This window comes from Aeribacillus sp. FSL K6-8210, assembly GCF_037963925.1.
Taxonomy (GTDB): Bacteria; Bacillota; Bacilli; order Bacillales; family Aeribacillaceae; genus Aeribacillus; species Aeribacillus composti.
In genome coordinates, this window is the sequence record NZ_CP150172.1 from 1,134,702 (window position 1) to 1,153,604 (window position 18,903).

Here is an 18,903-nt window from a genome sequence, read left to right on the forward strand (position 1 = left end):
CCAGTTGATTTAGTCATCCAAGTCGTAGTCGTCACCAGGGAAAATTTCCGGACATTGCGGCGGAACTTGCACGGCCGAACATGTAAGAGTTGTAGGCAGTTCGCGACGGGGTTTGCAAAATTTCCCTTCCACCTCAAGCTTCACTTGGGCTTCCATTTGCACATCTAGACAAATCATGATGGAAATATCTAGTTGGCTGAATGATGTATTATCACAAATCATGTTCGCGTCGCTTTCAAAAAAGGAAACATGGCTGTTTAATGTTGTGCCGGGTGGTGCGCAAAGGAAGAAGGTTTGAACCGTTGCAAATGGAATAGCATCTGACACACAAGTGACAGATCCTTGCAAATCGGAGAGAGTAACGACAATATACCCTCTGATGAGCACTCTTACTTTTTGAAGGGTAATTTTTCCATCCCTTGGCAAATGAACGACTACTGATTGACGACCTTGCGGCTGAACAATTTCTGTCACTGATATAGCGTTTGGAGAATTTGGATCAACGGGATTTCCTAAACTGTCTGACAAGTAGCAATTGACATTTACAGGCCCATCATCATACAGCGCACACGGATCTTCCGATGTACCTGTCACTCCTTCGCAATCAAAACCGATGGATGATAAATCTCTAAAGCTTAACTGAGGAAGATCAATTTGACGGCTCACCCAGTCATAAACTTTCGGAACGCGAATACATAATCTTTCTGTATCATGTCCCAAATGGCTCATGCTGTTACCTCCTAATCATTCTGATTTCCAAAACCTTCTTAGGTGTCGGACTACTGTATATTATGAGCAAACTGGTTAAATGTGCAGTGACAGGAGCGGAAATTTTGAATTTGTTTTGCTAAAAAAATCCCTTTCTTTGAAGCAATGAGAGAGAATCTCTATATTTGCCTATACGCACATGTCAATATACAAAAGTCATATGCATCTTTTTCCTGGGCTTTTGTCAACATTTTTCATTTGAGCTCATACATTTACAGTAAGGGGTGAGGAAGATGGCGCAAATAAATAAAGAATTTTTGCAGCGGATGAGAGCGGAACTTTCGTTTTATAAAGAAAAAGCAAAAGAATCGATAGAATTAGAAATATTATTGCAGGAAAAAGAACGGGAACTTGAAAAAATCATCAAAGAAAACGAGAAGCTAAAGGAAACGATCGAACAGCACCGCCAAAGCAATGATCGAAATCATGAGTGGGAGGAACAAAAAAAACTTTTAGAAAAAATCGAGGCGTTAAAAAAGCAATTAGCTGAAAAAAATCACCATCCGTATGAATATGAAAAAAAGGCTGATGAAAAAAAGCAGGGAGATTGGTTTTTCCGAAATTTAAAAGAAACGAAAGCTATTCAAGGAAGAGTTGAACCTCATGAGTGGAAAGAATATTTTATAAAAGAAAAAAACGAAAAGAACAACCAAAGAGAATTTCATTTTTTGATGATGGATGATGCGGCCAAAAACGATTAGAAGGAACACAGATCAACCTTATTCTTCATAGAATGGAATAAGGTTCTTATTTTTTGGAAGAAAGGGGAGAAGCACATTGAAAAAAAACGTAAAGGTTTATTCCGGTTCAATGGCAAAAGGAGATGTTTTTAAAAAGAAGATGATGAAAAAGAAAGCTTACCCATCCGACATAAAAATTTACAACTCATCGAGTTCCGGTGGCTGCGGCTGTGGGAAAAAAGGATTTTAAAAAGGGAAAGATGAACAAGCTAGAAAAGGAATTCGTCAAATGGATAGAAGGTATATACGAAGACCATGACAAAGTTCAGCAAAAATGTTTAAGCTGGATGATGAAAAAAGACGGTGAGCTTTTAGACCTTGAAAAAACGGCGGTAAAATTTGAAAAAGAGATCGAAAACATGGAAAAACATATTTAAAAGGGAAACGAAAAGTGAACCAAAACAGGTTGAAACCTCACTAAAAAATCCGCACTTGCCCATCTTGTGTGTCCACTCCAAATGAGGAACTGCTTCATACTGTATAGTGATGAATAAAGGAGGAGGTGCAGAAAAATGGGCTTTGGTTGCGGATATGGAGGATACGGCGGATACAGCTATCCTTATAGCGGCGGTTTTCATAACAACAGCTTTGTGCTAATCGTCGTTTTATTCATCTTGTTGATTATCGTCGGTTGTTCCTGTTTTAAATATTAATCTGTAAGTCTTTTACAAAACTAATGGTGAGTGCTGGTCACGGATGGATGTCCGCCTTTTAGAAGGCGGACTATACTTTTTCCTCATCACGTTTTCATTTCATTTTCATAAAATATTAAAGCCTGTTATACAGGACATTTCGACAATTTAGGAGGGGACGAATTTCAGAATGGATCATATTTTTAAAAATATTGAGAAAAAAACCGGCGTCAATATGAAAGATGTGTTTGAACTGGCCAATTCCTTGCAAAATTCCAATTTCAACGATGAAGCAACCGTCAGAAAAGTGATCAAGCGGGTTGCACAATTGGCAAATCGGCCGGTTTCAAGAGAATTAGAAAATAAAATTGTCAATGCGATTGTAAATGGAAAAGAGAATATGGATTTTAACACCATCGCCAATATGCTGGACAATAAGAAAAAATAGCGCGTCAGCGGGAGTACTCCCGCTGACGGTTTTATAGCAGCATTGGTTATAAAACCCCACAAGAGCTAGAGGACTACATTCGGCGTACTGCCTAATGGCTATCTTAAGATTGTGCACCCGCTTTACATGGAGTGGCGGGCATGATGGCCTTGTTTGGCGATGCCGATTGTTTTACACTTCTGCTTTATGGCAGCATGGAAGGAAAAGAGAAAATAGGGCAGCTTTTTTCCATCCAGACTTCTGCCAATTAAGATAGCAGAGCTGTTCAGCCAACAGCAGATTATGCGAAACGAAAACTGCGAAACAAATGTTAGAATGGATGAAAAATATTCTTAGACGGCTAAGACTGGCCGTATGAAATCCATAAGTTCTTGAGATGCGCTGCTCTTTAAATTGTGAGCTGCCAAAATCGTACCGCTCAGGACCTCTCGAATCACGTATAAGGTTTCATTTCCTTTTTCAGGTTGAACTCCATCAATAAACAATATGATCCCGCCATGTTCATTGACCACTTTTTGGAGATCATCCTTTACAGTCTCTTTGACATTGGCTCGAAGTAATAAAGCATAACGTTCATAAAGTTTCTGTACTTGACGGTCTGAGATTTTTACTTTCTTCTCTTTCAAAATAGAAGCCATTTCTGTTCGTGCTTTATGTTCTTTAAAGCGTAAATGGCCAATATATGCAATGACATCCATACCATAAGTAATGTGCTTCATACTTAAATGTTCAGCTTGTGCCGAACGATAAACTGTTGTGTTAGAACAAGATGGGTTTTCACAGCGATATCCCATATTCACGATCTTGAATTCACCATCTAAAGTGGAAATGGTTTTCTCCAAACTGGATGGCAATATGTAAGTTTTTCACCACAATCGGAGCAATGGGTGATTTCAGGACGAAAATACTTTGTATCTATAGGAGTTAATCGGTTTTTTGTACGCATAAATAAACATCAACCATTAAGATTTATAAGTCAATTATAACTTAAATCTCAACTTAGTGTTATTTATTCCATCTAAGAAAATATTTCAATTTCCAGCAAAAGCACATACATGAGTTTCATGATATGCTTCGAAACAAGCTAATATTTTTGGACAAATAATCCGTTGTTTTGATCCCATTCCGCGTAAAAAACATCTTTCGCGTCTTCCACACTGTAAGCGAGAAGCTGCTGCTGAAGCCATTTTTCATCAAAACCTGCTTCTTTTAAATTTTCACTAACCACTTCGCCGTCAACAATAATCGTGTAGGGGATGGTAGCTGGCGAAGATAGAATATTTAAATCGTTTCGGGTCGGCTTATCAAATTCCGATTTTTTCAATACGCTGATCGTGCCGTCCGTTTCAAGAACTGCGTATTCCACTTCGCGGATCGAAAAAGCTCCTTTTGCTCTTAGCAAATGTTGAAGCTGGTTCATATCAAGCTTGTTTTTTTTCAGCTGATCCCGTAAAATTTTTCCTTTGAGGATGACCATTGACGGAGCGCCCTCCAGTATTCCTCGGGTTCTTCTCCATTTTTGTGTGATGAATTCCAACAAATAGATTAACATTCCCCATATCACGACCGTAAATAATATTTTTTCAATCCCCATTTTCACATCATAAACAGCATTGCCAACCAGCTCGCCTAAAACGAGTGCAGAAATAAAATCGAACGTCGTGATTTGCGTAATTTGTGTTTTACCTAGTATTTTTGTCAGAAGAAAAAGGGCAAAGAATCCGAAAATCAGTTCAGTGGCAATTGCTACAAATTCCATTCCCATCACCTTTGCTAAGATCGGTAATGGTTAGGTTGTCCCAACTGCCAAAATTCATGTACATTTTTTAAAAACTATGGGAAGGTGTGCGGCGGAGAAAATGGTGAAACATTCAAATTGATCTGAATGTAATGAAGGGATTTTTAACCTCTTTTTCACGCTTTCTGACCCTTCAAAATGAAAGACCGCAATTCGCGGCCTCGTTTGTTTTTCAGCTTTATGAATGTGGATGTAACGTTTTTTCCATCGTGACATGAGGAATGCCCGCATCCATAAAAATATCGGAAACGGTTTGATATCCATGCTTTTTATAAAAATTTTCCGCTTGTGTTTGAGCGTTTAATTTTATTTTCTTTAATCCTTTTTCGGCCGCGAGTTTTTCAAGTGTTTCCAAAATGATATTTCCCGCTCCTTTTCCTCGGTATTGTGGCAGAACACAAATTCTCTCAAGCTTTCCGGTGTCGCCAATAACACGAAACCTGCCGGCTCCTACAGGCTGATTGTCGTCATAAAGCACGACATGCTCGGCAAAGTCTTCATATTCATCGAGCTCAATTTCAATTGGAACGTTTTGCTCCTCTACAAACACTTTTTTTCTAACATAAAAAGCATCATTTCGTTGTTTTTCATTAATAGCTTTGACTGCCTTCATCAATCTCGTCCTTCTCCAAGCAGGAATGTTTCATAAACAGTCCATGAGCCGTTTTCTAATTGATACAAAATATGGAATCGGTCAATCGTTTCCTCATGTTGAATTTTTAACATTTTTAAACGGCCGAGAACGTCAGAATGTTCATCATCCGATAAATTTTGTCCAATTGTAATGTGAGGTACGAAAGCGTATTCAGGCTTCTCTTTAAATTTTCCTTGATGGAGAAGCTCATGCAATTTTGTTAATTCCGGATTTGGTTCAACTTTTAAATAAATAACGTTATTGACAGGAGCAAATGAACTGAATTTGTAGACAGAGAGTTTAAAAGGCTTCACTTGTTTCGCAATTTTCCTAAGTTCTTTCACAATATCGCCAATTTCTTTTTCGTCAGCTTCAAACGGTGCCTTCAATGTTAAATGAGGAGGGACAAGCGCATAATGCGGATCGTAACGTTTTCTATATGAGTTGGCAATGTCTTGCAACTTTTTTGAAGGAAATAACACAATTCCGTACTTCATTTTTTTGGCCTCCTTGATATTTACTCGTATTCTTTATTATAACAACTTAAAGAATGAATTTTCATGATACAGCAAACATTTTTTTTAATATGTCTTTTAGCAGCGGCTGCCAATATGTCCAGCGGTGATCGCCGTCAAATTCTTCATAAATGCATTCGAATCCTTTATGTTCCATTCGTTCATGAAGTTTTTGATTGATTGTGTAAAAATCTATTATTTTCCCATCGGTCGTTTTTACGCTCGTTTCCTGTTTCCCGATTTGATGATAAATAGATAATAAAGAAGGCTGTGAAAAAGCATCGATCGCTTCTAACACCTTTTCATCCACATATGGTGATTGCATAATCACTTTTCCAAATGTATGCGGATAATACAGCGCTGCCATAAGTGAAACGGTTGCAGCCAGAGAATCACCGATAAGCGCACGGCCTCTTCCTAATGGCAAAAGTGGAAAACGTTCTTCTAAAACAGGAATTAATTCATGAGCTAAAAATCGGATATAGCTGTTGAACTGGCTTCCATCGGGATGATATTTTCTTCTTCGATCTTGAATGTCTTTATAAGGAATGCCGACGACGATCAAATCTTCAATCGTTTGCTGCTCTGTTAATTCCTCAACAAAACGCGCGATCCTTCCCAGTTTAAAGTAGTCTCCACCATCTTGGGCGATGAGAAGATGATGATGAGATAATGGAGAAAAAGAAGTCGGCAAAAATATGAGCAAAGAAACTTCTTCCCCCAGCTCTTTGCTAAAAAATGTTTCTTCTTTAATAGGTGCGACTTTTTGGGCCATACCAATTCCTCCAAAATGACTAATTACCAGTTAGGCTGGACTTCTCATTATTTTATCACTCTTTTGAAAAGTCTCCAACAAATAAAAAGGTTGACAAAATAAAAAATGCTTATATTATAATGATAACGACTAATCCGATAAGATAGGTAAGAATGATCATATACTGGGGGAATTACTTTGTCTGTCCAAATTGCGCATATTTCAAAAACATTTCAACATCATGGCGTCTCCCAAACGGTTCTTGACCAAATTGATTTGACTGTGCAGAAAGGAGAATTTGTTTCCATTCTTGGCCCTTCCGGCTGTGGCAAGTCGACGTTATTATCGATTGTTGCCGGGTTAACAGCCCCCACATCGGGAAAAGTGCTGGTAAACGGGAAGGAAGTAAAAGGACCTGGAAGCGACCGGGGAGTAGTGTTCCAACAGGCAGCCCTTTTTCCATGGCTGACAGTTGAGGAAAATGTCATGTTTCCGCTGAAGAAAAAAATGCCGAAGGAAGAAGCGAAAAAAAAGGCGCATCAATATTTGGCCATGGTTCAATTAAGCCAATATGCCAAGCATTCTCCGCACGAGCTTTCCGGCGGCATGCAGCAGCGCGTATCGATCGCAAGAGCTTTGGCGATGGATCCTGAGGTGCTCTTAATGGATGAGCCGTTCGGAGCGTTGGATGAGCAGACGAGTTCACGTCTGCACGAAGTGTTGGAAAAAATTTGGATCGATACGAAAAAAACAATTCTATTTGTTACGCACAGCATCCAAGAGTCGTTAAAATTATCGGACCGTATTATCGTCATGGGTACAAGGCCTGGGAGAATTATTGATGAGATTGAAGTTTCTTTTCCGAGACCACGTGATGAATTTAGAAAGCAGCTTGCTGAATATGAAGAGCGCATTCAAAAGCTGTTGAAGTCAGAAATTGATAAAGTAGTGAAAGAGGAAGAAAGTTATGCAGCAGGTCGTTAAACGAATCATTTTTTATGCAGCCGCACTGGGTATATGGGAAGCAATCGTCAAGCTGTTAAATATTAAGGCTGTCGTCTTTCCGGCTCCGAGCGATATTTTTCAGGCATTGTGGAACGGTTTTGCTGATCTAACTCTTGTTTATGATTTGCTGGCAAGTTTTCAGCGGCTGGCAATCGGGCTTGTGATTGCTCTAATTCTTGGAACGGTGCTAGGGGTTATTTTGGCAAAATCGAAAGTAATTGATGATACCATTGGCTCTTTAATTTTGCCGTTGCAAAGCGTACCGAGCATCGTATGGCTGCCTCTAGCCATCATCTGGTTCGGTTTAAATGAAAAAGCGATCATTTTTATTGTTGTGCTCGGTGGAACGCTTGTGATGACATTGAATATGCGGACAGGCATTAAAAGCGTTCCTCCAATCTACACAAATGCGGCAAGGACAATGGATTACAACGGATTTTCACTGTTTACTCATGTGATTTTTCCTGCAGCCATTCCGCATGCAGTAACTGGTGCAAGGCTTGCTTGGGCGTTTGGGTGGAGAGGCCTAATGGGTAGCGAGCTGCTAAGCACCGGCCCGGGTTTAGGCTATACATTAAAATTCGCATCGGACTTTGGCGATATGGCGTTAGTGATGGGCATTATATTTATCATTGCCTTAATTGGAATTTTAGTAGATTTAGTTTTTTTCAGCAGAATTGAAAAGAAAGTGATGAAAAAATGGGGATTGCTTGAACAATAAAGGAGGAAGTTGAGATTATGAAGAGAAAAAGTTTGTTGCTATCATTTATCTCCTTGCTGCTGATCGGTATTTTATCTGCCTGCGGAGCCGGTGGAGGAAATGAAGCATCAGGGAAAGAAGAAAGCGGAAAAAATAAAGTAGTCATCGGCTATTTTCCAAACATTGACCATGTTCCGGCGATGATTGCGAAGGAAAAGGGCTACTATGAAGAAGCGCTAGGGGATCAGGTAGAGATTGAATATAAAACTTTTCCGGATGGCGGTGCTTTTATGACAGCGTTGAAAACCGGCGAAATTGACGCCGGGCTTGTCGGTCCAGCTCCTGTCATGAATAACTATTCTAATGGTGCAGACGTGAAAATTATTGCCGGTGCGTCATCTGGGGGTACTGTCGTCGTAGCAAGCAAAAAAAGCGGAATCGAAAGCTTAGATGATATTCATAATAAAACATTCATTACTCCTGGTGTCGGCTGCACTCACGATGTCCAATTTGAAACGTACTTGCAAGATTACGACATTGCTTCATCAAGAATCGGCGGCACATTAAAGCATACAACTGGAAACCCGGCACAATATCAAGCTTTCTTTGAATCGGGAAAAGTGGATTTAGCCGCTGTGCCTGAGCCTTGGGCTTCATTATTAATAAAAGACGGGGCGAAAGTGATTGTCGATACGAAAGATATCGCCTATGGCACAACGCTTCCGAACACTGTTTTAGTGACGAGCAACAAATTTATTAAAGAAAATAAAGATTTAGTTCAAAATATTGTCAAAGCCCACAAAAAAGCAGTCGACTTCATCAATAAAAACAAAGAGGAAGCACGCGATATTGCCATTCAATCGATTAAAGAAATAACAAATCAAGAGCTTGACCCAGAAATTATCGACAGCGCTTGGGAACGTGTCCGCTATACAACCGAAGTGGATGAAAAAGTTCTTCAAGACTTTTCTAACTCTTCTTATGACTTGAAATTTTTAAAAGAAAAACCGGATCTTAAAGGTCTTGTAGATACAAGCTTTTTGAATTAAGTAATAAACCCCCTATACAGAAGCTTTTTGATATTATGCGGCTTCTGGATAGGGGGGTTATTTTGTTGATGTAAATTCAAGATGAAGCAGTTGTTAAAACAGGGCTTATCCCGAAAGTTGTTTATGACTATGCCTGTATATTGGGATTCCGCTGTTGCGAGAGCTTTTATCTAATTCGCTCGACTAAGCTCCCATTTTTTAACATTGTTTGCCATTACTTAATGGCTATATAAATTTCAATTTCTCCATTTGGGCTTTAGGCTGTATTTTTCAAGCACGCTCTATTAAACCAGTTTCTTCTTGCTTCCAAATCTTACTCCAAGTTTTAAACATGCCTTGTTCGTCCGTCTTATCTACTTGGAAAACTTTATATTTCGTGTTGCTCGGGATTTCAATTAAAAGCTTCCCCATTATTTTCTTCAATTGCAATGCTTAATAAATAATCTCCTCTGTAGTCGCTTTCATAATCATAATAAATTCCGTACACATTGTTTTGATGATGTTCCAGTTTTTAGAAAGCGTTTTCTCACATAATTTTGATTTGCCCCATCATTTGCTCGTCATGAAAATTATTGGTTCGTATGCTGTCGATTATATACAGCATCATAAACAGTCTTTCCTTTCCATAATATTGATAAAAAAGAGAAGGCGCATCAGTAAAGAATGTTCAGCAAATTTTCCAACGGCACGTTTATGTTCATCTTTTTTGCTTCCCAGCTTCACCTGCAAAACAAATATCGCATCTTCGTTTTCTGTTCAGTTGCTTTATGGAGTACGGGTTCGTTTGACAGAAGTTGGCGAAAAATTTATCAAACGATTAGTTTGCCAATTCAATCGTTTCATTCACTGTTTATTAAATACTCTTAAAATTTTCCAATTCCTCTAAAGAAGATCACCTCGTTCACAATTTTTCTCCAAATACGACAGCTTCCGAATTGAATATTTATATTTTAAAATCTATTAAAATTTGGGAAGCCTCAGGGGAAAATAAAACCACTTCATTGAAATGATGGAGGATCAAAGGTGATCCATACAAAAAAATTTCCCTTTTGGCTTTCGCAAAAAAACATTTCAAGAATCGACGGATTATTTAAAGAAAGTTCTTATTTTTCTTTAGTTTTACTGAAAATAAATCAAAGTTATCGGAATTGTTGGCAGGAAACGTCTTGAATTTTTTTTAAAACTGAGGTAAAGTTATACCTATCAAAAGTTCATATCGGAATTCTTATCGAGAGAGGCGGAGGGAACTGGCCCGAAGAAGTCTCAGCAACCGGTACAAGGACGGCGGCATGATAACCTTTGTACCAAGGTGCTAAATCCAGCAAGCATTTTGCCGTAAGATATGCTTGGAAGATAAGAAGGAGCCAAACAATAAACGCCTTCTTCTTATGAAGAGGGCGTTTTATTTTTAAAGCCTCCTCTACAGGCAATGAAAGCAGCACATTTTTACTAACTAAAAAAGGAGGAAAGTCAAAGATGAATATTGAAACAGTTTTGGCCCAATTAGGAAATCGAAGTGAAGCTCTTACAGGAACAGTAAGCGCCCCCATTTATTTGTCCACAGCCTACCGGCATAAAGGAATAGGTGAATCAACAGGTTATGATTACACTCGGACAAAAAATCCAACGAGAGAGCTTGTCGAGGACGCCATAGCCAAATTGGAGGGAGCCGATCAAGGATTTGCATTTTCTTCCGGAATGGCAGCGATTCAGACGATTATGGCTTTATTTAAAAGTGGAGATGAACTGATCGTTTCAAAAGATTTATATGGCGGGACATACCGCTTGTTTGAAGAAGAGTGGCGCAAATACGGTCTTTCCTTCCACTATGACGATTTTACGTCTCGCGAATATACGGAATCATTAATAAACGAAAATACTAAAGCGATTTTTCTAGAAACGCCCACTAATCCGCTTATGCAGGAAACATCGATTTCCTCGTTGGCGGAATTGGCCCGGAAGCACAATTTGCTGCTGATCGTTGACAATACGTTCTACACACCTGTTTTGCAGCGTCCGATTGAAGAAGGAGCGCATATCGTGATTCACAGCGCAACGAAATATTTAGGCGGTCACAACGATGTCCTTGCCGGCCTGGTCTGTGCAAAAGGGAAAGAAATTTGCGAAAAATTAGCCATGCATCAAAATGCAATTGGTGCGGTATTATCTCCTTTTGATTCGTGGCTGCTGCTTAGAGGAATGAAAACTTTATCATTGAGAATGGCCAAACATCAGGAAAATGCAAGGAAGCTGGCGGCATATTTAAAAGAGCTTCCTGAAATTGATGATGTATTATATCCTGGCAGAGGCGGAATGCTTTCCTTCCGTGTGAAAAAAGAAGAATGGGTCAACCCGTTTTTGCAGAATCTGAAATTAATCTGTTTTGCGGAAAGCCTTGGAGGGGTAGAAAGCTTTATAACGTATCCAGCTACCCAAACACATGCGGACATTCCGGAAGAAATCCGAATTCAAAACGGTGTATGTAACCGGCTTCTCCGTTTTTCTGTAGGGATTGAAAGCGTGGAGGATTTGAAGGAAGATCTCAAGCAGGCATTGCAAGCAGCTGCGAAAGGGGATTTACTAAATGCATGACCAATGGAGCTTTCAAACAAAATTGATTCATAATAAACATAAGGTTGACCCGACAACTGGTGCTGTCAGCGTGGCGATTCAGCAAGCGTCAACGTTTCATCAGCAAACATTGGATGAATCTCCTGAATTTGACTACAGCCGTTCAGGAAATCCAACACGAAAAGCGTTGGAAGAGGCGATTGCCGAACTGGAAGGCGGAGTGAGAGGCTTTGCGTTTGCTTCTGGGATGGCCGCTATATCAACAGCTTTTCTTTTACTTTCTTCCGGTGATCATGTTTTGGTCACAGAAGATGTGTACGGCGGAACATACCGGATCGTTGCCGATGTTTTATCGCGCTTTGGCATTGAATATACGTTTGTCGATATGACGGACCTTGATGCCGTAAAAGCAAATATACGTCCGAACACAAAAGTGATTTACATTGAAACGCCCTCGAATCCGCTGTTAAAAGTGACGGACATTCGAGCAATTGTGCAGCTTGCAAAAGAAAATGGCTGTTTAACATTTGTTGATAATACATTTATGACTCCGGCTTTGCAAAGGCCTCTCGATTTAGGGGCCGATATTGTTTTACATAGTGCAACAAAATTTTTGGCAGGTCATAGCGACTGTTTGGCAGGACTGGCAGTTGTGAAAGATGAAAAGCTAGGCGAAGCGCTTTACAAACTTCAAAATGCCTTCGGCGCTGTTCTCGGCCCGCATGATTGCTGGCTTGTATTAAGAGGGTTAAAAACACTTCATGTGCGGCTGGATCAATCCGTCAAAACAGCTTCTCAATTAGCAGAATTTTTGAAAAAGCACCCTGCCATTAAAAAAGTGTACTATCCGGGTCTTCACGATCACCCAGGGTCAGATATTCATTTGCGGCAAAGTGTCAACGGTGGAGCGGTTTTATCGTTTGAACTAGAAGATGAAAAAGCGGTCAAGATTCTTGCTGATCATGTTCAGCTGCCTGTTTTCGCAGTCAGCCTTGGTGCAGTTGAATCGATCTTGTCGTATCCAGCTAAAATGTCCCATGCCGCGATGCCGAAAGAAGAACGGATCAAAAGAGGGATAACCGATGGTCTTCTTCGATTAAGCGTAGGGCTAGAAAATTTTGAAGACTTAAAAAATGATTTGGAGTCTGGTCTTTCTACTGTTTTGGCCTATCAATAAAATTTTACTTAATAGAAGACAGGAAGATGTCGAATATTGACAATTCCTGTCTTTTTTTATGTTGATAGTTTAGCTGACACATTATCTTACATTTTTTCATTTGTTCCTTAATATGATAGTAATGCATCCAAAGTCAAACGAATTTAAAAAGGGGGAGTATCAATGGTCAAATGGCGAAGCGGATTCATATTCATAACAGCTCTTCTTTTCATAATGATCATTTCTGCGTGTGGAAATAACAACGAAGGAGGAAGCAGTACAAGTGATGGCTCCAATCAAAGCGGGGAAAAGGCAGGAAGCAAGACGTTAAGCATTTTAACCGGAGGCACAGGAGGAACTTATTACCCGCTCGGCGGATCGATGGCGCAAATTATATCGGAAGAAACAGATTTTAATGCAAATGCACAATCTTCAGGAGCATCTGCAGAAAATATGCAAGCGCTAAAAAATGGTGAAGCTGATATTGCGTTCTCGCAAACTGATATTGCTGCTTATGCATTAAACGGTGAATTGATGTTCAAAGACAATAAAGTCGACAATGTTAAAGCAATTGGGACTTTATATCCGGAGACGGTACAAATTATTACAACAAAAGGTAGCGGCATTAATTCTGTTGAAGATTTGAAAGGCAAGTCGGTTTCCGTTGGTGCCCCTGGGTCTGGAGTGAATGCAAACGCACAGCAAATTTTAGAAATTCATGGATTAAGCTTTGATGATATTAAAGCGCAAAGCTTATCTTTTGACGAATCAACGGACGGCATTCAATCCGGGAGCATAGACGCTGCATTCATTACTGCAGGGACACCGACGGCTGCAGTTGAATCGCTCTCAGCACAAAAAGAAATTAAAGTAATTCCGATTGCCGATGACAAAATCAAACAATTGATCGAAAAATATCCTTACTATGCTGAAGATACAGTACCAAAGGGGACATATAAAATTCCTGAGGACGTAAAAACAGTCGCTGTAAAAGCGATGCTGGTCGTCCGCGGCGAATTGGATGAAGATGCCGTATACAATATTACAAAAGCGATTTTTGAAAATACAAATAAAATTACTCACGCAAAAGGCAAATTAATCAAAGCGGAGGCAGCCCTTGATGGAATAGGCAATTTGCCGCTTCATCCAGGGGCTGAAACGTATTTTTCAGAAAAAGGAATCCAGCCATAACGCATCAAAGATAGGCCGTTTTAAACGGTCTATCGATTTCATTTATGTAACTCCATTTTAGGCGGGGATTTTCATGAGAGCTAGGATGAAAGCTTTGTTCATCTGTCTTCCCCTTTTTATGACAATCAACGTTTTTTTATTTTTCCTTCCTATTGTAAATGCCATCGCTTTTTATCATGAAGATCAGAATGACTTATTAGGTTATCTGCCTGTCCGTGATGATGACTTGTTTCAAATTCAGTACACTCATTCCATCCATCTTACGGATGTGAAGGAGACATATACATTACGCAATAATAAAATCATTCAGACAGAACTTGAGTATGAAAATTTTGCTGTTGGAATGCCTTCTAATGTGGAAGGGGAGGGGAAATTTTTAGAAAAGGATGGAAAATTTTTTATAAAAAACATGGAGCGAGAATTTTCCTATATTGATTTGAGAATTGGACAAGTACAGGCCGATCACCGAATTGTTTATCAAGGTATTAGCTACAAATTGGCGGATTTTTTTGGACCCGGATCATGGGTAAGAATAAAACCGGCAAAAATCAGTATTTGGCAGCAGGTGAAAGGAGTGAATATTCGTGAGTAAAGAGAAATTTGACGTACTGTCAGAAGAAGAGCAGCAAATGCTGATGGAAAAATATGATCCTGAAGCCGGGACGAGGAAACTAAAAGGAGTGTTGGGCGGCATCGCATTTGCCGGATTATTGGCATTTTCGCTGTTTCAGTTGTATACATCAATTTTCGGTGTTTTTACAGCGCAAATCCAGCGCTCTGTCCATCTCGGTTTTGCGCTTGCTTTGATTTTTCTTTTGTTTCCGGCTAATCGAAAAAAGAGGAAAGAATATAAATTTCAAGTGGCCTGGTATGATATCATCCTTGCGCTTTTGAGCGTTGTCGTGGGGGCGTATTGGCCGCTGTTTATTAACGATATTGTCATGAGAGTAGGGATGCTTACAGAAACGGATTTTTATATTGGCATCATCGCTATTTTGCTAGTTTTAGAGGCAACGCGCCGTGCAGTGGGTTTGCCGATCACCATCATCGCTCTTCTTTTTTTAGCGTACGCTTATTTCGGTCCTTATATGCCGGATTTCCTTCAACACAGCGGACTTAGTTTTGATCGGATTGTGCAAACGATGTTTTTTACGACGGAAGGAATACTCGGAACCCCGCTTGGAGTGTCATCAACCTTTATCTTTTTGTTTCTCCTTTTCGGCTCCTTTTTAATTAGAACTGGGATTGGTCAATATTTTAATGATTTGGCCGTTGCCGTTGCAGGGCGCAGAATTGGCGGTCCTGCAAAAGTAGCTATTTTTTCCAGCGCTCTTCAAGGAACGATCAGCGGAAGCTCAGTTGCCAATGTCGTCACATCCGGCGCGTTTACCATCCCGATGATGAAAAAGCTTGGTTATAACAAAGATTTTGCAGGAGCGGTGGAGGCTTCTTCATCTACAGGCGGTCAGTTAATGCCGCCGATAATGGGGGCAGCTGCGTTTTTAATGGTTGAATTTATCGGAAACGGCATTACGTATTGGGACATTGCCAAAGCGGCAGCTATTCCGGCTATTCTATATTTTGCAGGGATTTGGATCATGACTCATTTTGAAGCAAAGCGAATCGGTTTAAGAGGCTTGTCAAAAGAAGAAATGCCGAATCGGAAAGAAATTTTGAAAAAACTGCATTTGTTAGCCCCGATCGTTGTCATTATTATTTTGCTAATGTCAGGAGTGACCGTTACACATGCTGCCATTTATTCGATATGTATTTCGATTGTCGCTGGATTTTTAAATCGCGAGAATCGGATGACATTTAAGGATATTGTATTAGCGCTCGTCGACGGCGCCCGTACAGCGTTAGGGGTTGCGGCAGCAACAGCCGCTGCCGGAATTATTGTCGGCGTTGTGACGAAAACCGGGCTTGGTTTGAAGCTTGCCAACGGTCTGCTTGATATCGCCGGGGGCAATCTCATTCCGACATTAATGCTGACGATGATAGCTTCGTTGATACTTGGAATGGGTTCGCCGACTACAGCGAACTATGTTATTACCTCAACGATTGCTGCACCAGCGATTATTTTGTTGGGGGTACCTGATTTGTCTGCACATTTATTTGTGTTTTACTTCGGGATTATTGCCGACATTACACCGCCAGTTGCTCTTGCAGCCTTTGCCGCAGCCGGTGTATCAGGGGGGGAACCGATCCGAACGGGAATTCACTCTTCAAAATTGGCAATCGCCGCCTTTATCATTCCGTATATTTTCGTTTTGTCTCCGCAAATGTTAATGATTGATACGACATGGCTTGGAATTTTATGGGTAGTCTTTACGGCGTTTTGCGGAATGATCGCAATTGGAGCCGGGATGATCGGATATTGGATGAGAAACATGCATTTGATTGAACGAATTGCTGCGGTCGTGGCCGGGCTGTTGCTGATTTATCCAGAACGTTTTTCAGACATAACAGGTCTCATCATTTTCATCGCATTATATGCGTTTCAATATATATGGAAATACGGAGCTGATCAAAAAGTGAAAGGTGAAAGCATATAAAGAAGACAGGTTGTTATGAAGAATCGATCCAATGATTAGAACATGATTCTACAGATGGATCATTGAGACGCAGAATAAACGCGGAGAGCCATTCACATTGGAACGAACAAAATCAGGATGAAAGTCGGGGAGCTTGAAAGAGATGTGTTGGAATCGATCCATAAATTTGCAGAAGACGTTCTCCAAAAGGATGATATGACTCAGCTTGTTTTGTTATGCGAAAAATAAAACTGGTTTTTTGACAGGCTGAATTGCTTGTAAAAATGAAAAAGGGGCAAACAAAATTGAAAATACAGCAAGCTTCTAAAAATCTTTTGGGGAACGGCTGCTCGTGTGTAAGCGGTTGATAGCGGGACAGTTTTATATCATAAATAAAAAAAGAGCCTGCAGAAAACTTATTTTTCCGTTTTAGACTGCATGATTTGAAATGCGAGTTTTGTTGGTTCATAACGATCATTTTATAGCATGATTTTTTCCAATTGTTGAGTATGCAAACTTTCTATCAATCCAGTAAGATCGTCCCTTTTCGGTACGAACATTGTGAGTCCGATTTATTTTTGTGCTGCAAAATTCAAAATGTTGTTTAAGAAAAACCGCTTTATGTCACGAATAGGGGGGAAATGGAGCGGCATATCAACCTAGACGGCAAAATGAAATCCGATAGAAAACGAAAATTTAAGTTAAATAGTCTGTTGAATAAACCTGATATTTTAATGTTTCGCCGTTAAAAAGTCGACAAAAAAAAGAGAAAAAGAAAACGCGATTCTTGTATTTCACAAGAACCACGTCATACTAAGGTTTTTAATGATGATTCCGACTGGGCTCGAACCAGCGACCTCCACCCTGTCAAGGTGGCGCTCTCCCTGCTGAGCTACGGAATCATATTAACAAAACAGATGAATTTCTAATGCGTTTTTTTGACAATATCTATTGTAATGTTGTTAAAAAAATATGTCAAGCCATAATATGCAAGTTTTTTTACTTGCTGTAGTTTTTAATCATTGATAAGCTCTTCTGGTCTTAGAATCTAAATTGATAAAAGAAAGTGCTTTTAATAGAAGCACAAAATGTTGAGAATTATAAATTATACGAAACGACCAACCGGGTTTCCGAGAGGTTTTTGTTCCTGATTGACGACAAAGTGTAACAGTAGTTATTTTTCCGTTTTATCTAAATAATCTGTAAGGAGTCCTCTTTGTTATACAAAATGATAGGAAAGAAAAAGGAGTGTCCTTTTGCCATTTATGCAATATTTTTGAAATCGTTTTAATAATTTGATAGGATAACATTTATAATATCGATCATTTTTGAAAATCCTTATAAAGGAATGTGATAAAAAATGAAAAATGGCCAAGTCTTGGATCAGAGGCACCGCCCTTTGCGCGATTTGCGTATTTCTGTAACCGACCGATGTAATTTCCGGTGCACGTATTGTATGCCGAAAGAGATATTCGGAGACGATTATCAATTCCTTCCGAAGGATCACTTGTTGACGTTTGAAGAAATTGCCCGGCTCACGAAAATTTTTGTTGAGCTTGGCGTGAAGAAAATTAAGCTGACGGGAGGCGAACCGCTTCTTCGAAAGGATGTATATAAACTAATTGCCATGCTTTCAAAAATTGAAGGAATTCATGATATTGGTTTGACAACAAACGGCGTGTATTTAAAAAAGTATGGCTCAAAATTGTATGAAGCAGGTCTTCGCCGATTGAACATCAGCCTTGATGCAATTGATGACGATACGTTTCGCCGTCTAAATGGACGAAATATATCAGCAAAAACGGTCTTGGCAAATATTGATTATGCTGTATCGATCGGATTTTCGGTTAAAGTAAATATGGTTGTACAAAAAGGAGTAAATGATCACCAAATTTTGCCGATGACGGAATACTTTAAAAACAAGGGGATTCCATTAAGATTTATTGAATTTATGGATGTAGGCAATACAAACGGCTGGAATATGAAAGATGTCTTGATAAAAAAAGATATTGTAAAGATGATTAGTTCTGTTTATTCCATTGAACCAATTGATGAAAACTACTTTGGAGAGGTAGCCAAGAGATATCGTCATCAAGACACAGGTTCAGAAATCGGATTTATTACATCAGTATCAGAACCATTTTGTTCAAGCTGTACGAGGGCGCGTATTTCATCAGACGGAAAGCTGTACACTTGTTTATATGCCCACGAAGGATTTGATTTACGGGATTTCATTCGTTCAGGAAAAAGTCCAGAAGAAATCAAAATGGCTATTGAACGTGTTTGGCAAAATCGTAAAGATCAATATTCTGTTGAACGTACAGAAAACAAAGGTATGTTGAACAAAAATAAAATTGAGATGTCATATATAGGAGGATAAACAATCGGCGTTTGGTGATGAAATGCTG

21 protein-coding genes, 1 tRNA gene and 1 riboswitch are annotated in these 18,903 nt (G+C 39.6%); of the genes, 14 read left to right on the forward strand and 8 right to left on the reverse strand.

Features of this window, described 5'->3' with window-relative positions; all coding sequences use genetic code 11:
* Positions 1 to 9 precede the first annotated feature (9 nt).
* The gene (locus NSQ41_RS05635; RefSeq protein ID WP_339211182.1) at positions 10 to 729 is read right to left on the reverse strand and encodes a hypothetical protein; all 720 of its coding nucleotides are present in this window, start codon (positions 727 to 729) and stop codon (positions 10 to 12) included.
* A gap of 272 nt (positions 730 to 1,001) precedes the next feature.
* Between NSQ41_RS05635 and NSQ41_RS05640 the strand changes: the two genes are divergently transcribed.
* The 5 genes from NSQ41_RS05640 to NSQ41_RS05660 all read left to right on the forward strand — a co-directional run bounded on the left by NSQ41_RS05640 (position 1,002) and on the right by NSQ41_RS05660 (position 2,588).
* Positions 1,002 to 1,469, forward strand: coding sequence for a hypothetical protein (locus tag NSQ41_RS05640; protein WP_327862839.1), 468 nt, complete (start codon positions 1,002 to 1,004; stop codon positions 1,467 to 1,469).
* Positions 1,470 to 1,545: 76 nt separating this feature from the next.
* Positions 1,546 to 1,698, forward strand: coding sequence for a hypothetical protein (locus NSQ41_RS05645; RefSeq protein ID WP_327862840.1), 153 nt, complete (start codon positions 1,546 to 1,548; stop codon positions 1,696 to 1,698).
* 10 nt (positions 1,699 to 1,708) lie between these two features.
* Positions 1,709 to 1,885 carry a hypothetical protein gene (locus tag NSQ41_RS05650; RefSeq protein WP_339199241.1) on the forward strand — a complete coding sequence of 59 codons (177 nt, stop codon included), beginning with the start codon at positions 1,709 to 1,711 and terminating at the stop codon, positions 1,883 to 1,885.
* Between the two features lie 135 nt (positions 1,886 to 2,020).
* Positions 2,021 to 2,161, forward strand: a complete 141-nt coding sequence (locus tag NSQ41_RS05655) for a YjcZ family sporulation protein (RefSeq protein WP_327862842.1) — start codon at positions 2,021 to 2,023, stop codon at positions 2,159 to 2,161.
* Positions 2,162 to 2,330: 169 nt separating this feature from the next.
* Entirely contained in the window at positions 2,331 to 2,588 is a 258-nt protein-coding gene (locus tag NSQ41_RS05660) for a stage VI sporulation protein F (RefSeq protein ID WP_327862843.1), read from the forward strand.
* Between the two features lie 332 nt (positions 2,589 to 2,920).
* Here the strand turns inward: NSQ41_RS05660 and NSQ41_RS05665 are convergent, their stop codons facing one another.
* The 5 genes from NSQ41_RS05665 to NSQ41_RS05685 all read right to left on the reverse strand — a co-directional run bounded on the left by NSQ41_RS05665 (position 2,921) and on the right by NSQ41_RS05685 (position 6,310).
* Entirely contained in the window at positions 2,921 to 3,388 is a 468-nt protein-coding gene (locus tag NSQ41_RS05665; protein ID WP_339199244.1) for a hypothetical protein, read from the reverse strand.
* A gap of 284 nt (positions 3,389 to 3,672) precedes the next feature.
* Positions 3,673 to 4,347 (reverse strand): DUF421 domain-containing protein, encoded by a 675-nt coding sequence (locus tag NSQ41_RS05670; protein WP_339211183.1) that lies wholly within the window; start codon positions 4,345 to 4,347, stop codon positions 3,673 to 3,675.
* Between the two features lie 217 nt (positions 4,348 to 4,564).
* Positions 4,565 to 4,999 (reverse strand): GNAT family N-acetyltransferase, encoded by a 435-nt coding sequence (locus NSQ41_RS05675; RefSeq protein ID WP_339199249.1) that lies wholly within the window; start codon positions 4,997 to 4,999, stop codon positions 4,565 to 4,567.
* Entirely contained in the window at positions 4,999 to 5,517 is a 519-nt protein-coding gene (locus NSQ41_RS05680) for a YjcG family protein (protein WP_094245364.1), read from the reverse strand. The genes NSQ41_RS05675 and NSQ41_RS05680 overlap by 1 nt, the downstream gene beginning before the upstream one ends.
* A 61-nt stretch (positions 5,518 to 5,578) precedes the next feature.
* Entirely contained in the window at positions 5,579 to 6,310 is a 732-nt protein-coding gene (locus NSQ41_RS05685; RefSeq protein ID WP_339199251.1) for an alpha/beta hydrolase-fold protein, read from the reverse strand.
* A gap of 177 nt (positions 6,311 to 6,487) precedes the next feature.
* Here NSQ41_RS05685 and NSQ41_RS05690 point away from each other — a divergent pair, with 177 nt between their 5' ends.
* Genes NSQ41_RS05690 through NSQ41_RS05700 form a run of 3 tightly spaced genes read left to right on the forward strand, consistent with a single transcriptional unit; the run spans position 6,488 to position 9,043 of the window.
* Positions 6,488 to 7,273: an ABC transporter ATP-binding protein gene (locus tag NSQ41_RS05690; protein WP_339211185.1), complete on the forward strand. Its 786-nt coding sequence runs from the start codon at positions 6,488 to 6,490 to the stop codon at positions 7,271 to 7,273.
* Entirely contained in the window at positions 7,257 to 8,015 is a 759-nt protein-coding gene (locus NSQ41_RS05695) for an ABC transporter permease (protein WP_327862847.1), read from the forward strand. The genes NSQ41_RS05690 and NSQ41_RS05695 overlap by 17 nt, the downstream gene beginning before the upstream one ends.
* Positions 8,016 to 8,032: 17 nt before the next feature.
* Positions 8,033 to 9,043, forward strand: a complete 1,011-nt coding sequence (locus NSQ41_RS05700) for an aliphatic sulfonate ABC transporter substrate-binding protein (RefSeq protein WP_339211186.1) — start codon at positions 8,033 to 8,035, stop codon at positions 9,041 to 9,043.
* 270 nt (positions 9,044 to 9,313) lie between these two features.
* Here NSQ41_RS05700 and NSQ41_RS05705 read toward each other — a convergent pair whose 3' ends face one another.
* Entirely contained in the window at positions 9,314 to 9,472 is a 159-nt protein-coding gene (locus NSQ41_RS05705) for a hypothetical protein (protein ID WP_339211187.1), read from the reverse strand.
* 793 nt (positions 9,473 to 10,265) lie between these two features.
* Positions 10,266 to 10,403, forward strand: a riboswitch (SAM riboswitch).
* A gap of 116 nt (positions 10,404 to 10,519) precedes the next feature.
* Between NSQ41_RS05705 and NSQ41_RS05710 the strand changes: the two genes are divergently transcribed.
* The 5 genes from NSQ41_RS05710 to NSQ41_RS05730 all read left to right on the forward strand — a co-directional run bounded on the left by NSQ41_RS05710 (position 10,520) and on the right by NSQ41_RS05730 (position 16,516).
* Positions 10,520 to 11,635 carry a methionine biosynthesis PLP-dependent protein gene (locus tag NSQ41_RS05710; protein ID WP_339211188.1) on the forward strand — a complete coding sequence of 372 codons (1,116 nt, stop codon included), beginning with the start codon at positions 10,520 to 10,522 and terminating at the stop codon, positions 11,633 to 11,635.
* Positions 11,628 to 12,791, forward strand: a complete 1,164-nt coding sequence (gene metC, locus NSQ41_RS05715; protein ID WP_339211191.1) for a cystathionine beta-lyase — start codon at positions 11,628 to 11,630, stop codon at positions 12,789 to 12,791. Before NSQ41_RS05710 ends, metC begins: the two co-directional genes overlap by 8 nt.
* A 162-nt stretch (positions 12,792 to 12,953) precedes the next feature.
* Positions 12,954 to 13,961, forward strand: a complete 1,008-nt coding sequence (locus NSQ41_RS05720; RefSeq protein ID WP_339211193.1) for a TAXI family TRAP transporter solute-binding subunit — start codon at positions 12,954 to 12,956, stop codon at positions 13,959 to 13,961.
* A gap of 73 nt (positions 13,962 to 14,034) precedes the next feature.
* On the forward strand, positions 14,035 to 14,553 hold the full coding sequence (locus tag NSQ41_RS05725) for a DUF1850 domain-containing protein (protein WP_063387530.1): 519 nt from the start codon (positions 14,035 to 14,037) through the stop codon (positions 14,551 to 14,553).
* Between the two features lie 37 nt (positions 14,554 to 14,590).
* Positions 14,591 to 16,516 carry a TRAP transporter permease gene (locus NSQ41_RS05730; RefSeq protein WP_339211599.1) on the forward strand — a complete coding sequence of 642 codons (1,926 nt, stop codon included), beginning with the start codon at positions 14,591 to 14,593 and terminating at the stop codon, positions 16,514 to 16,516.
* An 808-nt stretch (positions 16,517 to 17,324) separates the two neighbouring features.
* Here the strand turns inward: NSQ41_RS05730 and NSQ41_RS05735 are convergent.
* A tRNA-Val gene (locus NSQ41_RS05735) sits at positions 17,325 to 17,397 on the reverse strand.
* A 458-nt stretch (positions 17,398 to 17,855) separates the two neighbouring features.
* Here NSQ41_RS05735 and moaA point away from each other — a divergent pair.
* Entirely contained in the window at positions 17,856 to 18,875 is a 1,020-nt protein-coding gene (gene moaA, locus NSQ41_RS05740; RefSeq protein ID WP_339211194.1) for a GTP 3',8-cyclase MoaA, read from the forward strand.
* The last annotated feature ends 28 nt before the right edge of the window (positions 18,876 to 18,903 follow it).

Coding starts and splice junctions, on each gene's coding strand:
- NSQ41_RS05660 (WP_327862843.1), top strand. CDS start 2,331: ATGGATCATATTTTTAAAAATATTGAGAAAAAAACCGGCGTCAATATG.
- NSQ41_RS05695 (WP_327862847.1), top strand. CDS start 7,257: ATGCAGCAGGTCGTTAAACGAATCATTTTTTATGCAGCCGCACTGGGT.
- NSQ41_RS05725 (WP_063387530.1), top strand. CDS start 14,035: ATGAGAGCTAGGATGAAAGCTTTGTTCATCTGTCTTCCCCTTTTTATG.
- NSQ41_RS05655 (WP_327862842.1), top strand. CDS start 2,021: ATGGGCTTTGGTTGCGGATATGGAGGATACGGCGGATACAGCTATCCT.
- NSQ41_RS05680 (WP_094245364.1), bottom strand. CDS start 5,517: ATGAAGTACGGAATTGTGTTATTTCCTTCAAAAAAGTTGCAAGACATT.
- NSQ41_RS05730 (WP_339211599.1), top strand. CDS start 14,591: ATGCTGATGGAAAAATATGATCCTGAAGCCGGGACGAGGAAACTAAAA.
- NSQ41_RS05675 (WP_339199249.1), bottom strand. CDS start 4,999: ATGAAGGCAGTCAAAGCTATTAATGAAAAACAACGAAATGATGCTTTT.
- NSQ41_RS05635 (WP_339211182.1), bottom strand. CDS start 729: ATGAGCCATTTGGGACATGATACAGAAAGATTATGTATTCGCGTTCCG.
- NSQ41_RS05700 (WP_339211186.1), top strand. CDS start 8,033: ATGAAGAGAAAAAGTTTGTTGCTATCATTTATCTCCTTGCTGCTGATC.
- NSQ41_RS05685 (WP_339199251.1), bottom strand. CDS start 6,310: ATGGCCCAAAAAGTCGCACCTATTAAAGAAGAAACATTTTTTAGCAAA.
- moaA (WP_339211194.1), top strand. CDS start 17,856: ATGAAAAATGGCCAAGTCTTGGATCAGAGGCACCGCCCTTTGCGCGAT.
- NSQ41_RS05710 (WP_339211188.1), top strand. CDS start 10,520: ATGAATATTGAAACAGTTTTGGCCCAATTAGGAAATCGAAGTGAAGCT.
- NSQ41_RS05670 (WP_339211183.1), bottom strand. CDS start 4,347: ATGGAATTTGTAGCAATTGCCACTGAACTGATTTTCGGATTCTTTGCC.
- metC (WP_339211191.1), top strand. CDS start 11,628: ATGCATGACCAATGGAGCTTTCAAACAAAATTGATTCATAATAAACAT.
- NSQ41_RS05640 (WP_327862839.1), top strand. CDS start 1,002: ATGGCGCAAATAAATAAAGAATTTTTGCAGCGGATGAGAGCGGAACTT.
- NSQ41_RS05650 (WP_339199241.1), top strand. CDS start 1,709: ATGAACAAGCTAGAAAAGGAATTCGTCAAATGGATAGAAGGTATATAC.
- NSQ41_RS05720 (WP_339211193.1), top strand. CDS start 12,954: ATGGTCAAATGGCGAAGCGGATTCATATTCATAACAGCTCTTCTTTTC.